Origin of the sequence: Aeromonas finlandensis (assembly GCF_000764645.1) — a bacterium.
Taxonomy (GTDB): Bacteria; Pseudomonadota; Gammaproteobacteria; order Enterobacterales; family Aeromonadaceae; genus Aeromonas; species Aeromonas finlandensis.
In genome coordinates, this window is the sequence record NZ_JRGK01000039.1 from 1 (window position 1) to 15,391 (window position 15,391).

Below are 15,391 nucleotides of genomic sequence, written 5' to 3' on the forward strand. Positions count from 1 at the left end.
TTTCTGATTACAAAGTCATCATGTAAATCACAATATACTCTATCAATTTCATTACCTTCTAGAATGGATAGGGATGCAATACCGGCAGATCTGATTTGAGCCTTATATCGACTAAATGAATCTCTACCACTTTGTTCTCTAGGTTTTTTAGTGTGAAGCATAACTATTCTCAATAGGCATAAAAATAATTAGTCTCTAAATTAACGAAACATAATCGAGAGTTCGAGAGATAAGGTGTTATTTCGGTGAAATACTCACTGTCGGGCCTTCAATATAAAACCGGGATATCTGCCGCTTGCTGTTGTACCCACCATGATTTTTTCACCTGTGCAACCATATCGATAATGTCTGTTGCATAGGCGCGATAATCTGGTCTCACCATGGGGTGGGTGAGGGGGTGGCTTTGAGATAACAACCCGCCCGATCTTTGCCCCGAATAGACAGGGGACTGTTGCCGCGGACGATTACGCTTCGCTAATCGACCCTACTGGCGAAGCCATGCCAACGCTGTTGGCGACCCCTCACCCTAACCCTCTCCCGCAAGGGGAGAGGGGATCGTAACCCGAGGGGAGGGGGCGACCCCTCCTGTTGCTTGGTGCCCCATCCCCCTAGATGCTAGGATGCCCAACCGTTTTCTTATCCAACCCTTATCAGTTATGGCAAACCGGCTCGTCGACAGTAACAACAGGATCACCCGGGCAGGGCGCTGGCTCGCGACTCGCGGGGCCGCGCTCTTTGCCGAACTCTCGGAGTTTCAGCAGCGCATTTGGGTGGTCAGCATAGTGAACGACACCTACACAGATACCTTTATCGTCAATGAGGGCAGCTTCGAAGAGCCCATGCAGTGGATGCGGCGCAAGCAGTACGACCCCGATATGCTGCAGCGGGTAGATGCCATGGAGCGATCTCAGGTGATCCAGTTCGAGCTGGGTGACATCCGCCACCGCCTGATGCGGGTCAAATAACGCTGAGCATGCCCAGTGGCGACGGGTGTTGAACCAAACGGCATCGACATCCGGCCAGCCAGTGACCCGTACCGTAGGGTGCAATGAACGAAGTGAATTGCACCGCTATTCGACATGGGTTGGATTGCTGCGCAACAGGCTGTGCGGATTGCGCCATGCGTCTTACCCGCATGGGGGAGGGGATGGTTACCGCGGTGCAATGCGCTGCGCTTATTGCACCCTACCGCTCTCCCGCAAGGGGAGGTGCAATGCGCTGTGCTTATTGCGCCCTACCCGCTTGCCGCAGGTGCGGGAGTTCGGCTGGACGCCGTTAAAGTTGCTACCGCCCCTGACTGTCGCTGCCACATTGCGCCGTTGACCATTGATCACGAAAAGGGGTCAACAGACGCCCGCCGCCATCTTACGGAGCCAGAGTGGTCTTATCTATGGTTTTGGTGAGTTAACTATCAGAAAAGAGTGATTTTTTGCGCTGACACACGCTTTTGTTAATTACTGATTGATTAATTGTTGGGTAAATCTTGTGCGGTTGCCCGCGTTGGGCAATCCGTGGTTATCACCTTGATTCAAAACGGGGATCACAGATTTTTTGGCGCCGCTCGGTAGACTGTGGCCACTGCGGCGCAGCGCCGCCTCTGGATCAGCAGACAGGGTATAACTGAGCTGGCTCACCCCTATGTTGCACTGATGGAGGCGCCGGCCATGTCCGCTACCCGTATCTGGATCAAAAACCCCCTTGCCACCTTTACCCCCGAGGCCGTCGATGGTCGCGGCGGGCTGGTGATTGAAAACGGCCTGATAAGCGAGGTGCTGGCGGCAGGCCAACAGCCTGCCAAGCCGTGCGAACAGCTGTTCGATGCCCGCGACCATGTGGTGCTGCCGGGCCTTCTCAATACCCACCACCACTTCTACCAGACCCTGACCCGCGCCTGGGGGCCTGTGGTCAATCAGCCGCTCTTCCCCTGGCTCAAGACGCTTTATCCGGTGTGGGCCAGATTGACGCCGGATGCGCTGGCGCTGGCGAGCAAGGTGGCGATGGCGGAGCTGCTGCTCTCGGGCTGCACCACGGCGGCGGATCACCACTACCTCTTCCCGCGCGGGATGGAGGAGTCTATCGATATTCAGGTGGCGGCGGTGCGTGAGCTTGGCATGCGCACCATGCTGACCCGCGGCTCCATGAGCCTTGGCGAGGATGAGGGGGGCTTGCCGCCGCGCCACACGGTGCAGGGGCAGCAGCAGATCCTCGATGACAGTCTGCGGCTGGTGCGCCAGTACCATGAGCGGGGCGCCGGGGCGCAGATCCAGATTGCGCTGGCCCCATGCTCCCCCTTCTCGGTGACCGAGGAGATCATGGTGGAGAGCGCCAGACTCGCGGCCGAGCTCGATGTGCGGCTGCACACCCATCTGGCGGAGACGCTGGATGAGGAGGCGTTCTGCCTTGCGCGCTTTGGCCTGCGCACCGTCGATTATCTGGAGAAGGTGGGCTGGCTTGGGGATCGCACCTGGCTGGCCCACGGCATTCACTTCAATCCGGACGAGATTGCGCGGCTGGGGGCGGCGGGTACCGGGGTGTGTCACTGCCCGGTCTCCAATATGCGGCTCGCCTCCGGCATCTGCCCGACGCTGGATCTGGAGTCGGCCGGTGCGCCGGTGGGGCTCGGGGTGGATGGCTCGGCCTCCAACGATGCCTCGAACCTGATGCAAGAAGCCCGTCAGGCGCTCTATCTGCAGCGGCTGCGCTACGGCGCCGAGCGCATTACCCCGCGCAAGGTGCTGGAGTGGGCGACCGCTGGCTCCGCCAAGCTGCTCGGGCGCAGCGATCTCGGCGAGTTGCAGCCCGGCAAGCAGGCGGATCTGGCGCTGTTCAAGCTCGATGATCTGCGCTTTAGCGGCAGTCATGACCCCATCGCGGCGCTGATCTTGTGCGGCGCCGAGCGGGCCGATCGGGTGATGGTGGGCGGCAAGTGGCGGGTAGTGGATGGCGCCATCGAGGGGCTCGATATCGAGGAATTGATCGCTCGTCACAAGGTGGCGGCTGCGGCGCTGGTGCGCGGCTAGGGGATAGCAAATGGCTAAAAGAGAAGGGGCCCACGGTGGGCCCCTTCTTGTTGATTTATTGCGCTGCGCCGCTATTTGGCGGCGGGGGCGGGAAAGTATTTGTTGTGCAGCAGTGGGTATTCGCTGCCTGCCAGCACCTGGGTCAAGCCATTCTGGAACTCCTTGACCAGATCGTCGCTCACCGGATGGCTGAAGGCGTAGCAGAACTGCTCCGAGCTCAGCTGCCACTGCTCCTTGAACTTGGCGGGGTCGAGTTTTTGTTCCTGAATTTGCTGCTCCATGGTGGTCTTGTTGGTGGAGACCATGTCCACCCGGCCGGAGGTGAGCATCTTGAGCGCCTGGGAGAGGCGGTTGGCGGCAATGATCTTGGTCTCGTCAAAGCCGTTGTTGAGCAGCAGCTGCTCGCCCACATCGGCCCGTACCGCCCCGATATTGAGGGTTTTGGCATCGTCGAGCTTGGTGATGTTGATATTGCGATCCGCCAACCCGACCAGCACGATTTCGGCGTAACCGATGGGGCAGGCCCACTTGAACAGGGGATCGCGCGCCTGGGTGCGGGCGGTGGAGAAGAGCACTGCGTTGGGTTTTTGGGTCAGCAGGTAGTAGCCACGGGCCCAGGGCATGATGGTGACGGGCTGCTCCGGGGTGTTGGTCTTCTGCCACACCAGCTTGAGCAGCTCCACCGCAAAGCCGGTCGGATTGCCGGACTTGTCGGCGTAGTTATAGGGTTTGTAATCCTCGGTCAGGTAGTGAAGCTTGCCCAGCTCAGGGCTAGCCTGGGCAACGGTGGCAAGGAGAAGCGCGGCCAATCCAATCCATGGTTTCATTTTTTCCATCCTGCTCAGGGGAATACTTATGCTCAAGTGTGACCAAGCAGGCCAATTTCGCCAAGGTCCGGCGCCATGTTTGCCCACATTGCGCGGGTGGCGCGAAAGGAGTCAGTGCATTGGCAGGTATTTGGCCTGCAGCGTCACAAACTCGGGTGAGGCGACGACGTGGGTCAGGGCCTGTTGAAAGAGGGCGATCTCGCTGTCAGGGACCTGACGGCTGAAGGCGTAGCAGAGCGGTTTGGCATCCAGTACGAAGGCGACGTTGAAGTCGTCAGGCTTGAAGCCCAGTTGCAGCAGGGTCTGGTAGCCCACCAGTTTGTTGGTCGCAAACAGCGTGGCGCGGCCGGAGGTGAGCATTTTGGCCGCCTGAGTGAGCCGGTTGGCCAGCATCAGGTTGCGTTCATCGATACCGCGATCGAGCAACAACTGTTTGGATACGGTGGAGCGCACCACCCCGACCTTGTAGTGGCTGATCTCCGCCTCCGAGCCGAGGGTGATGTTGTCGGCCTTGCGTCCCAGCAGCACAAACTCCGAATGGTCGATGGGGCAGGCCCACTTGAAGAGCGGCTCCCGCTGCGGGGTACGGGCGGTGGCAAACAGCACCACATTGGGTTGTTGTTGCAGCAGGTTGTAGCCCCGGGCCCAGGGCAGGATGCGGATCGGCTGGGGCGCAACGCCGCGCGCTTTCCAGATCATCTGCAGCAGTTCGACCGACAGACCCGTTGCCTGCCCCTGTTCATCGCTGAAATTGAACGGGGGAGAGACTTCGCTGAGGTACTCGAGCTTGCCCGGTTCTGCCTGCGCGAGGGAGGCCAACAAGAGCAGTAGCAGAGGAGGTAAGTGCCATGGCCGCACGGGAAAGATCCTTCACAATCAATTATGTAGACCAGTTTGACTGCTCGCGGCGGGAATAGCCAGCCACCTCTATTGCTTCTTTCGCCAATAAAATGGGCAGCGTCTTGCTGCCCATCGGGTTGGTGAGTGCTCAGCGCAGCGGCAGGTATTTGGCCTGTAATGTCCGAAACTCCTCTGAGGCGAGGGCGAGGGTCAGCGCATGCTGGAAGCGGCTGATCTCGTCATCATCCACTTGGCGGCTGAAGGCGTAGCAGAGCTGTTCGGCGCTCAGCACCATGGCCACGTTGAAGTCGTCGCTGCTGAGCTTGAGCTCGCGGATGGCGTCGTATCCAGCCAGCTTGCTGGTGGCAAGCAGGTCGGCCCGACCGGAGAGCAGCATCTTCACCGCCTGATTGAGGCGATTGGCCGGGATGATGTTGTTGTCATCCATGCCATTGTTGAGCAGCAACTGCTCGGCCGCATCGGAGCGTACTGCGCTTATCCGGTACTTGCTCATCTCATCGACAGACGTGAGGGTGATGTTCTGGGTCTTGCGGCCCAGCAGGATGTACTCCGAGTAGCCGATGGGGCACACCCATTTGAAGAGCGCCTCTCGCGCCTCGGTGCGGGCGGTGGAGAAGAGCACCACGTTGGGCTTCTGGGTTAGCAAGTAATAACCCCGCGCCCAGGGAAGGATGCGGATGGGTTGTGGTGTGACCCCGCTGTTTTTCCAGATCATCTGCAGCAGCTCGACCGCAAGACCGGTGGGCTGGCCTTGCGCATCGCTGTAGTTGTAGGGGGGATACTCTTCGGTGAGATACTCGAGCTTGCCGAGATCGGCCCGGGCCGCCGAGGCCCAGCAGAGCAGCAACAGATGACAGATCAGCCATATCCTCATTGGGAACATCCTTAGCGATCAACCTTCTCTTGAGTGTGACCATGAACAGAGTAAATAGCCACTCACTGCCATTACCAGCGGGTGCGGCCCTTCCCTACGGGTTGGTAGGCCTCGTCCCGCAGCCCTACCAGCAGGGTCTTGCCATCCCCTTGTAGCCGGAACTCGCCGTAGCGGGCCACTTGGTACTGATCTCCTGTACCCTCTTCAAAGAAGTAGGCATCGGGGCCGATCTGCCACTGCCGATCGCTCTGGTGCACCTGCAATAGCCGCTCATCGCTGGCGAGCTGATCCGGTTTGCCATCGGCCACCAGGCTTGCCACCTGATGGGCATTGAGGCGGATCACCAAGGGGTCGTGGCCCTTGTCACGGGCGCTGCTGCTGGCCAGCTCGCGGGCAATTTCATAGTTCAGCCGCATGTAATCCCCCTGCATCAGGGAGCGGGGATCGACCGGAGCGAGTCGCAGCAGCACCATTTCGCCGCTGGTCATGGCGCGCTCATAGCGCCAGACGGTGGCATTGATGCCCGCCACAATGGCGAGGCCGCTCAGCAACAGGGCGAGCTGTCGGGTGACGGGTTTCATGAGTCGCTCCTTGCCGCGAAGGTGGTGAGCAGTTGGCGGGCCCCCAGTAGCAGGATGCCAGAGCCCAGCAGTAGCCAGGATTTGGTCATCAGGGTAAGCCCCAGATCGTAGTAGTAGAGGGCGCCATAGCCCAGCAACAGCAGGGCAGAGAGGGTCATCAGGCCAAGGCTGCCGGCATGGAAGCCGAGGATCAGCACCAGTGCGCCAGCCCCCATGCCGGGGATGATGGCGCTGATCAGCACCAGCGGCAGGCCAAACAGCAGGGGGAGCTTCAGTTTCACCATCACCGCCAGCAGCAGGGCGGCGCAGAGCAGCGGATTGAGCCAGAGCGGCAGGCGTGAAAGCCCCAGCTCGTCGAGCACGCTGCTGCCGCCATCCCACAGCGGGTGGTGCAGACGGCCCAGCACCAGCAGGGAGAGGGCCAGCCCCAGGGTGATGGAGTGGTAGAGCTGATGGCGCTCTGGATCCTTGTCTGCCTGTAGCCAGCAGACGGTGATGGCGGTCATCACCAGCGGCAGCGCCAGCAGTTGCAGCCCGAGGCAGGCAAGGCCAAGGGTGAGCAGCAGGGCCGCCGCCACGCTGTGAAACAGCCGCACCAGCCAGTGATCAAACAGCACGGCGATAGCGAGCGACAGCAGGCACAGACCAAACCAGAGCAGGGCGTGATGGTGATCTATCTGATCGATCAGGCCATAGAGCAGCCAGGCATCGGATGCCAGCGTGAGTGCCAGTACGAACTGATCCCAGAGATCGCCGCGCTGGCTGCGATTGAGGGCGTAGGCCCCCGCCAGCAGCACGGCCCCCAGCAGCAGGGCGCTGTTGGCCTCGCGGGTCAGCTGATCGAAGGTCATAAAGAGAAAAAAGAGCAGGAACAGGGCGGCAATCCAGCCCACCAGCCCGAGCAGAAAACGGCTCGACCAGTGGGGCTGGGTGTCACGGGGCATCTCCCCTTCCACCAGATTGGCCTGTTGCAGCGCTTGCCAAAGGGTCAGATCACTCATGAGACCTCCGTTGTTGTTGTAGCCAGCGGGCGGCCGCGACCGAGAGTCCGATGGCGATGAGGCTCAGCAGCAAAAAGCCGTTGATATCGGGCTTCATCCATTTACCAAGGGCGGCGAGGATGACGGCAATCAGGCTCAGGCACCCCATGGCGAGTCCTGCGATAAATCTGTGGTGCCACAGGGCATAGGCCGCGGCCAGCCAGCCAAGCCAGAGCGGCCACACCAGCGGGGAGGCAGCATCAAACAGTGCCAACAGGGTGAGCAAAGTGGCCCCCAGACCCGCAGCCAGGCCCGCCAGCCAGCTCGGCATCAGGCGCCAGCGGGCGGGGGCGAGCAGCAGCAGACCCCAGAGGGCGGCGTTGAGCAGGGTCAGGCACCAGCCCAGCCCCTCCTCATCGAAGGTAAAGAAGATCGTGAACAGGCCGAGCCGCCAGTAGAGCACCAGCGCCAGCTGACCGAGCAGCCAGCTTAAGGTCCAGAGCAGCGGGCTTTGGCCAAATGCCGCCAGTGGCACCAGCATCAGTGCCCAGGTGGCGAACAGCTGCCAGGGATCGGCACCGGTCTGGTAGGTCTGGCCCACCAGCGCCAGCAGGGCGCCGATATTGAGGGCGATAGCGATCAGTAGCGCCTGACGGGGGGTATCCCCAAGGGGTTTGCGCCACAGCAGAAGCAGCATGGCGAGCAGTGGCGCCTCCAGCAGGGCAAGGCGGGAGACCCGGCCCAGCTCCTGCCAGTTGAAGGCAACAAAGAAGACCAGTCCGGCCCCGATACAAAGGGCACCGAGCCAGAGCAGCAGCCGGTCAAACAGCCACTGCCAGCGCGCCGGGGCAGGCGGCAAGTCAGCAAGGGTGCGAGCGGCAGCCAGCTTTTCTGGTGCCAGTCGTCCCTGTTTGACCCATTCGAGTAGCGTCTCTCTTGATATGTTGTGCATGGGGGGGCTCCACGAGGTTTGCCCCATTATGGCATGAGGCACCCGCAACCGTGCACTGCCCCCTACCGCGCAGCTGCTGCGCTGCGACGCCGCTCTGCGCAGCAAACAAAAAAGCCCTCCACAGGGGAGGGCTTGGGCACAGCGCCGGGGCGATCAGGCAAAGATCAGGGTGCTCACCCCGAGGCCAACGAAGAGGATGGCGCAGGCGATGCGGATCCCCTTGAGCGGCAGCTTGTCCGCCCCCAGTTTGCCGATCAGCACCACCGGTACGTTGGCCAGCATCATGCCGAGGGTGGTACCGGTAATGACCTGCACCAGCGAGTCATACTTGGCGGCCAGCAGTACGGTGGCGATCTGGGTCTTGTCACCGATCTCGGCGATGAAGAAGAGCACGAAGGTGGCCATAAAGGGGCCGTATTTATCCAGCGAGCTCTCCTCGTCATCCATCTTGTCCGGCACCAAAATCCAGATCGCCATGGCAATAAAGGCCACCGCCACCAGATAGGTCATCACCTTGGGATCGAGCCAGCGGCTGATGAACTCGCCAATCCAGGCGGCGCCCGCATGGTTGAGCAGGGTGGCTGCCAGCATGCCGGCGATGATGGGCCAGGGCTTGCGAAAACGGCAGATGAGCAGCAACGCCAACAGCTGGGTTTTATCGCCGATTTCGGCAATGGCGACGCTGAGGGTTGAGGTTAACAAGGCTTCCATAAATATGACCGGGGGACGGAATTGTTATAAACCAAAGACAAGCCTGCGCCATCCGTCCCCGGTTTTGGCACTGGCCCGTCAAAGGTCTTGTCAAATCCATGACTGGCATGGATCACCCTGACCATGGTGAGTTGGCACCAAGTATGTTGATCAGGGTCGCAGACCGATGTGGATCCGGTATGCGAGACTACTCCCCCTCGATGGGAGCGGGCATTCTAGGGAAAAACAGTATGGGTGACAAGGGGGTCAGCCACCCACCAGCTTGACGCTGAAACCGGCGTTCTCCAGCTCGGCCTTGATCAGGTCCCGTTTATCCCCCTGGATCTCGATAACGCCCTCTTTGATACCGCCACCGGTGCCGCACTTTTTCTTGAGCAAGGTGGCCAGGGATTTCTGCTGATCGGCGGGCACGCCGTGGATGGTGATCACCCCGGCGCCCTTGCGCCCCTTGGTCTCGCGGCGAATGCGGACGGTGCCGTCAGCAGGGAAGGGGGAGGCGGATTGCGGAGCGCTCTGCTCCTTGATCATGCCGCCATCTGTGCTGTAAACGAGGCGGCTGTTGTGGTCGTGACTCATGGCAATACTTTATGGGTTAGCTAAGCGGAGTTTGATTTTACTCAAATAAAAGTTGAAGACACAGCTTATAATGCCTCAAGTAAAAGCGAATTATTATTGTTTAACTTCAGGAGTCAGTCATGGTACTCACGCAGTTGTCACCGGGACAGAGTGCTCGCATCAAGAATATGAACCAGTTGTCCCGGCCGCTGCGTCGCAAGCTGATGGTGATGGGCTTGTTGCCCCAGACTGAAGTCATTTTCCTGCGATCCGCCCCGCTGGGGGATCCGCTCCAGATCCAGTGTCAGGGGATCTGTCTCTCCATGCAAAAGAGCCTGGCACAGCAAATCGAGGTCGAACCGGTATGAGTCACTTGTCCAGCCACAAGCGTCCGGTTCCGCAGAAAATAGAGGTAGCGCTGGTATGAATTTTTCCCTGGTTACGGTCGGCAACCCCAATAGCGGCAAGACCTCCCTGTTCAACGCCCTGACCGGTGCCCGCCAGCAGGTGGGCAACTGGAGCGGGGTCACCGTCGACAAGAAGATGGGCGAGTTTTCCGCCGATGGTCACGACTACAAGCTGATGGACCTGCCCGGCATCTACAGTCTGGCCAATCAGGAGAGTAGTCTGGACGAGCAGATAGCCAGCCGCTTCGTGCAGGGCCAGCAGCCCGATCTGCTGCTCAACGTCATCGATGCCGCCAATCTGGAGCGCTCCCTCTATCTCACGCTGCAACTGCGCGAGCTGGGGCTGCCGATGATCGTGGTGCTCAACAAGATGGATATCCTGAAAAAGCGCCGCATCATCCTTAACGAGACGCTGCTGGGTCAGGCCCTCGGCTGCCCGGTGGTGGCACTCTCGGCCCACAATCGTCAGCAGGTTGCTGCCTTCAAGAGCCAGATCCACGGCTTCATCGGACAGTCCCAACAGGCGCTGATGCTGGACTACGGCAGTGACCTTGAAAAGGATCTGGCAGAGCTGGAGACCCTGCTCGCCCCGCACCACCTCACCACCCGCGGTCGCGCCCTGCGCCTGCTGGAGGAGGATACGGTGATGCAGGAGACCCTGTTGCCCGGCCAGCAGGCCGCCGCCAATAACGTGGTCACCCGTGCCCATCAGGGGCAGGATATCGATCTGCAACTGGCCGACATTCGTTATGGCCACATCCATCTGTGGGCCAGTCAGGCCTGCCAGCAGAAGGGCAAGCTCACCATTGCCCAGAGCGAGCAGCTCGATCGGGTGTTGCTCAACCGCTGGATCGGCATCCCCTTCTTCCTGTTTGTCATGTACCTGATGTTCATGTTCGCCATCAAGGTGGGCAGCGCCTTTATCGATTTCTTCGACATCATGGGTGGCGCCCTGTTTGTGGACGGGGTTCACCACCTGCTCGGGCTGGTCGACGCCCCCGACTGGCTGGGCGCCATTCTGGCTGACGGCTTCGGGGTCGGTTTGCAGACCGTCGCCACCTTTATTCCGGTGATTAGCTGCCTCTATCTGTTCCTCGCGGTGCTGGAGAGTTCTGGCTATCTGGCCCGTGCCGCCTTTGTGGTGGATGCCCTGATGCGCCGCCTCGGCCTGCCGGGTAAGGCGTTTGTGCCGATGCTGATGGGTTTTGGCTGTACCGTACCGTCGGTGATGGCGACCCGTACCCTCAACTCCGAGCGCGAGCGGTTGATGACCTCCGCCATGGCCCCCTTCATGTCGTGCAGTGCTCGTCTGCCGGTCTACGCCCTGTTTGCCGTGGCCTTCTTCCCCGAGTCGGGTCAGAACCTGGTATTTGGTCTCTACCTCATCGGCATTGTGGTGGCGGTGCTCACCGGCCTGTTGCTGCGCAGCACCCTGCTGCCGGGCAAGAGTGACTCCATGCTAATGGAGATGCCGGATTACGAGGTACCGCGTCCGATCAACGTCGCCATCAAGACCTGGCAGAAGCTCAAGTCTTTCGTCTTTGGCGCCGGTAAAACCATCGTGCTGGTGGTCGCCGTGCTGAGCGTGCTCAACTCGCTGGGGACCGATGGCAGCTTCGGCCATCAGGATCAGGAGAGTTCGGTGCTGAGCAAGTTAAGCCAGGCGGTGACGCCGGTGCTGCACCCCATCGGTGTGCGCGATGACAACTGGCAGGCCACGGTCGGCATCGTCACCGGCATTTTTGCCAAAGAGGCGGTGGTGGGGACCCTCAACAGCCTCTACGCCGGTGGTGGCGCAGATGAAGAGCAGGGCGAGTTCTCCCTTGTCGCCAGTTTCCATGAGGCCGTGGATGCCGTGGCCACCAATCTGGCGGAGATCAACCCGACTGACCCGATGGGTCTCGCGGTGGGCAATCTCGACGACCAGCAAGCGGCAGCCGCGGCGCAGGAGGTGGATGTCTCCACCTACGGCAACATGCAGGCCCACTTCGACGGGGCGGCCGGTGCCTTTGCCTACCTGCTGTTCGTGCTGCTCTACATGCCTTGTGCCGCCGCCATGGGGGCGTTGGTGCGCGAGACCGGTCGTCAGTGGGCGCTCTTTACCGCCGCCTGGTGTAACTACATGGCCTTTATGTGCGCCACCATCTTCTATCAGCTGGCGACCTTCGCCGCTCACCCCGAGCAGAGCCTGTTCTGGGTGGCGAGCTACTGCCTCTCCCTGTTACTGCTCTGGTGGGCGGGTCGTCGTCACGGTGACATCGTCGCCCGCAAGGTGGTGGCATTATGATCCTGCGTGAGCTGGGGGATTACCTCGCCGCGCAGCAGAAGGTGAGCCGGCGTGAGCTGGCTCGCCACTTCCACACCTCGGAAGATGCGGTGGAGGCCATGCTCGGCGTCTGGATGCGCAAGGGGCGGGTCATCAAGCGCGAGAGTCGGGTCTGTAGCGGTAGCTGCTGCGGCAAGAGTGAGGAGGTGATGTTCGAGTGGTGTGCACCGGGTCAGATTGGTATTAAGATCCGTTAAACGACCACTAAACCTCATCACGGAAAATCGAACAATAAAAAACGGCAGACCCTGCATAAAATGAGGGGCTGCCGTTTTTATTGCTGCAAACTGGCGGGATCAGACGCTCTGGCGAGCCTCGCTCAGCAGTGCCAGCGCCGGTTGGGCGTTGTCCGGCATCAGCCGGTAGGCCTTGTGGTGCTTGACCAGGGTGGTTTTCTTGTTGCCCTGGCTCAGCAGCAGACCGTGCTTGAACGCCGCCTCGGCCAGCACCTTCTCGTCACCGCGCACATAGAGGGTGAGGGGCTTGATAAGCTCGCCCGCCTCGATATGGCCCTGATACTCGCTATGACTTATCACCAGACTGGCCTGACCGCCCGATTGCAGGCGCAGCTTGGCGTTCACTTCGCTCTCGGTCAGCACCAGCCAGCCTGCCGCTGCCAGCTCTTCCAGCAGCGCCGCCAGCTTGGCGCCCAGTTGCTGTGGGTGGTTCATGGCGCACTGGTATTGGAAAGCTATGCGCTCCAGCAGCCCCTTGAGATCGGCGCCCGCACCCAGGGTGCGGCCCAGCTGCACCCAATCTTTCAAATCTTCCATCACCAGGCGGGAGAAGCGCTTCTCCTTGAGGGAGTCGGCCATCCAGGTGCAGAGAAAGTGGCTCTCTTGCGCCGGGGTGCGCTTGCCAGCCTTTTGTTCGGCGGTGCGGGCCAGTTCGGCCAGGCTCTGGGTGGCCATCTCGAACAGGGCCTGATTGTAGGTAGGAGAGGTCATAAGCAATCCTTGAGTTGACCACCACAGGTCAACACCGATGACAGAGATGGCAAAGGCGCCAGTGGCGCCTTTGCGGTTCAATAAAGCAGCCTGCGCGCCTTATTTCGGCTGACGGGGCTTCTTGGCCGCAGCCAGACGCTTGAGGCGCTGACCCTGCAGCTTGGCTTCGGCCATCACCTGGGCCACGGCGTTATCTTCACGCTGCGGGCGCTTGCCGAAGCGACGACGCTCTTGCAACTGCTTGATCAGCTCGTCACGGCTGCTCACCTCGTAGCCCGGCACCATGATGCGGCGGATCTTCTGGCCGATCAGGGCCTCGATCTCCAGCAGGGTACGCTCCTCTTCACGGCTGACGAAGGAGATGGCCATGCCGCGCTGCCGGCACGACCGGTACGGCCGATGCGGTGCACGTAATCTTCCGCCAGGAACGGCAGATCGTAGTTGACCACGTATTCCAGATCCGGGATGTCCAGACCACGGGCGGCCACTTCGGTGGCGACCAGTACCCGCACCTTGCCTTCCATAAACTCGCGCAGGGCGCGGCGACGGTTGCCCTGGGCTTTTTCGCCATGGACCACGGCGGACTTGATGCCGTCGAGGTTCAGCTCCTCGACCAGCAGATCACAGCTCTCGCGGGTACTGGCGAACACCAGCACCTGCTGCCAGTTCTGCTTGCCAATCAGCTCGGAGAGCAGCTCGCGCTTGCGCTTCTGCTCGACCGGATAGACGGTGTGGCTGACGGTGTCGGCAGTGGAGTTCTGCTTGTTGACGCTGACGATCTGCGGGCGGTCCAGCATCAGGTTGGCCAGCTTCTTCACCGCGTCGGAGAAGGTGGCGGAGAAGAGCAGGTTCTGACGGGTCTTGCTGACCGCTTGCAGGATCTTCTGCACATCGGCACTGAAGCCCATGTCGAGGATGCGATCCGCTTCATCCAGCACCAGACACTCGACACCGGAGAGGCTGAGGTTGCAGGCGGTGAGGTGCTCCAGCAGACGGCCCGGGGTGGCCACAATGATGTGGGCGCCCGCTTTCAGCTTCCGGGCCTGCACGTCCTGCTTGCCACCGCCAACGATGGTGATGGTGGTGATATCGAGATACTTGGCGAAGTCATTGATGTTGCTCGCCACCTGAGCCGCCAGCTCGCGGGTCGGGGTGAGGATAAGCACCCGGGCGTTGGAAGGCTGGGCCGGAGCCGGATTGTCTACCAGACGCTGCAAAATGGGCAGGGCGAAGGCGGCTGTCTTGCCGGTACCGGTCTGGGCGCTGGCCAGCACATCGCGGCCACGGCGAATGGCCGGGATCGCCTGTTGCTGCACAGGGGTCATCTCCTGATAACCGCAATCTGAGACAGCACGCAAAATCTCGGGGGCAAAATCGAACGATTCAAATCTCATAATGGGTTCCTGTGTTCCAGCTGGGCTGTGTTTGGCTTGGTTAGCTCGGCATGAGCGAGACGGAGGTTGTAACCACCGACGGCTGCGCCTGACATCAAGTCAGAGAGTGAGCCGGAAAATGGCGGGCGCGAAGTGTAACAGATAGACGTCACAAATTCTGCCTCAAATGGTTGTCCTTTTCTCATCCTTGCGGTCTGAATGGCGTGTAAAAGCAATCATTTGACTCCCAAAGGCCAAGCCAAGAGGAGTGGGCGAGCGGTTTTGGCAAAGGATGAAAGGGGATATCGATGGAACTGGAACAGTTAAAACGCCAGCTGGAGCAGCTTGGCGAGCGCAATGATAGCCAGCAGCAGGAACGTAGCCGCAAGCTGCTCAACATCACCCGTGACACGGGGGAGCTGCTGGCAGTGCTGGTGCACACCCGCGGGGCGCAGGCCGTGCTGGAGATCGGCACCTCCAATGGTTACTCCACACTCTGGCTGGCAGAGGCAGTGCGTCGGCTGGAGGGGCACGTTACCACCATTGAGCTGGATGAGGATAAGCGCGGGCTGGCCCATGACAATTTTCAGCGGGCAGGGCTGGCCCCCTGGATCACCCTGCTGGCAGGGGATGCGGGCGAGCTGTTACCGACCTTGCCGCAAGCCGGGTATCAGCTCATCTTCCTCGATTCGGATCGTCAGCACTACCGGGCATGGTGGCCGCAGATCCGCCGCCTGTTGGCGCCTCGCGGCCTGCTGGTGGTCGATAACGCCAACTCCCATCGCAGCGAGATGGAGGATTGGATGAACGAGGTTGCGCAGGACTCTGCTTTTGCCACCTCGCTGGTGCCGGTCGGCAAGGGGGAGTGGCTGGTGGTGCGTTTGTAACGGTGGTGCGTTTGTAACAAGGTGATGGATCGAATTTGGTATCGGGCTGGCAGTGTATTTTGTTCGTCATGAATGAGCGGTGTGCCCCGC

General features: G+C 60.7%; 15 protein-coding genes and 1 pseudogene. 6 read left to right on the forward strand and 10 right to left on the reverse strand.

Annotation, left to right across the window (positions count from 1 at the left end; genetic code table 11):
* The first annotated feature begins 656 nt into the window (after nt 1-656).
* The gene (locus LD28_RS0105195; RefSeq protein ID WP_033135947.1) at nt 657-965 is read left to right on the forward strand and encodes a hypothetical protein; all 309 of its coding nucleotides are present in this window, start codon (nt 657-659) and stop codon (nt 963-965) included.
* A 699-nt stretch (nt 966-1,664) separates the two neighbouring features.
* Nucleotides 1,665-3,020, forward strand: coding sequence for an 8-oxoguanine deaminase (locus tag LD28_RS0105200; protein ID WP_033135948.1), 1,356 nt, complete (start codon nt 1,665-1,667; stop codon nt 3,018-3,020).
* Nucleotides 3,021-3,091: 71 nt separating this feature from the next.
* Here LD28_RS0105200 and LD28_RS0105205 read toward each other — a convergent pair whose 3' ends face one another.
* From LD28_RS0105205 to LD28_RS0105240, 8 genes are all read right to left on the reverse strand, one after another.
* Nucleotides 3,092-3,847, reverse strand: a complete 756-nt coding sequence (locus LD28_RS0105205) for a substrate-binding periplasmic protein (protein WP_033135949.1) — start codon at nt 3,845-3,847, stop codon at nt 3,092-3,094.
* Nucleotides 3,848-3,958: 111 nt separating this feature from the next.
* On the reverse strand, nt 3,959-4,705 hold the full coding sequence (locus LD28_RS0105210) for a substrate-binding periplasmic protein (RefSeq protein WP_033135950.1): 747 nt from the start codon (nt 4,703-4,705) through the stop codon (nt 3,959-3,961).
* A 130-nt stretch (nt 4,706-4,835) separates the two neighbouring features.
* The gene (locus tag LD28_RS0105215; protein ID WP_033135951.1) at nt 4,836-5,582 is read right to left on the reverse strand and encodes a substrate-binding periplasmic protein; all 747 of its coding nucleotides are present in this window, start codon (nt 5,580-5,582) and stop codon (nt 4,836-4,838) included.
* 71 nt (nt 5,583-5,653) lie between these two features.
* Nucleotides 5,654-6,163, reverse strand: a complete 510-nt coding sequence (locus LD28_RS0105220; RefSeq protein ID WP_033135952.1) for a GDYXXLXY domain-containing protein — start codon at nt 6,161-6,163, stop codon at nt 5,654-5,656.
* Nucleotides 6,160-7,164, reverse strand: a complete 1,005-nt coding sequence (locus LD28_RS0105225) for a DUF4401 domain-containing protein (protein WP_033135953.1) — start codon at nt 7,162-7,164, stop codon at nt 6,160-6,162. The genes LD28_RS0105220 and LD28_RS0105225 overlap by 4 nt, the downstream gene beginning before the upstream one ends.
* Nucleotides 7,157-8,095, reverse strand: a complete 939-nt coding sequence (locus LD28_RS0105230) for a DUF2157 domain-containing protein (protein ID WP_033135954.1) — start codon at nt 8,093-8,095, stop codon at nt 7,157-7,159. Before LD28_RS0105230 ends, LD28_RS0105225 begins: the two co-directional genes overlap by 8 nt.
* A gap of 153 nt (nt 8,096-8,248) precedes the next feature.
* Nucleotides 8,249-8,806 carry a TMEM165/GDT1 family protein gene (locus LD28_RS0105235; protein WP_033135955.1) on the reverse strand — a complete coding sequence of 186 codons (558 nt, stop codon included), beginning with the start codon at nt 8,804-8,806 and terminating at the stop codon, nt 8,249-8,251.
* 246 nt (nt 8,807-9,052) lie between these two features.
* Nucleotides 9,053-9,382, reverse strand: a complete 330-nt coding sequence (locus LD28_RS0105240) for a translation initiation factor (protein WP_033135956.1) — start codon at nt 9,380-9,382, stop codon at nt 9,053-9,055.
* 119 nt (nt 9,383-9,501) lie between these two features.
* Between LD28_RS0105240 and LD28_RS0105245 the strand changes: the two genes are divergently transcribed.
* From LD28_RS0105245 to LD28_RS0105255, 3 genes are read left to right on the forward strand one after another with little or no spacing between them, the layout of a single operon-like run.
* On the forward strand, nt 9,502-9,729 hold the full coding sequence (locus LD28_RS0105245) for a FeoA family protein (protein WP_033135957.1): 228 nt from the start codon (nt 9,502-9,504) through the stop codon (nt 9,727-9,729).
* Nucleotides 9,730-9,784: 55 nt separating this feature from the next.
* Nucleotides 9,785-12,055, forward strand: a complete 2,271-nt coding sequence (gene feoB / locus LD28_RS0105250) for a Fe(2+) transporter permease subunit FeoB (RefSeq protein WP_033135958.1) — start codon at nt 9,785-9,787, stop codon at nt 12,053-12,055.
* On the forward strand, nt 12,052-12,291 hold the full coding sequence (locus LD28_RS0105255; protein ID WP_033135959.1) for a FeoC-like transcriptional regulator: 240 nt from the start codon (nt 12,052-12,054) through the stop codon (nt 12,289-12,291). Before feoB ends, LD28_RS0105255 begins: the two co-directional genes overlap by 4 nt.
* 99 nt (nt 12,292-12,390) lie before the next feature.
* Here the strand turns inward: LD28_RS0105255 and LD28_RS0105260 are convergent, their stop codons facing one another.
* A complete protein-coding gene (locus tag LD28_RS0105260) occupies nt 12,391-13,041 on the reverse strand; it encodes a DUF2913 family protein (RefSeq protein ID WP_033135960.1) in 651 nt (216 codons plus the stop codon).
* Between the two features lie 99 nt (nt 13,042-13,140).
* Nucleotides 13,141-14,435, reverse strand: a pseudogene (locus LD28_RS0105265) (DEAD/DEAH box helicase).
* Nucleotides 14,436-14,722: 287 nt separating this feature from the next.
* Between LD28_RS0105265 and LD28_RS0105270 the strand changes: the two are divergent.
* Nucleotides 14,723-15,301: an O-methyltransferase gene (locus tag LD28_RS0105270; RefSeq protein ID WP_033135961.1), complete on the forward strand. Its 579-nt coding sequence runs from the start codon at nt 14,723-14,725 to the stop codon at nt 15,299-15,301.
* Nucleotides 15,302-15,391: the final 90 nt, after the last annotated feature.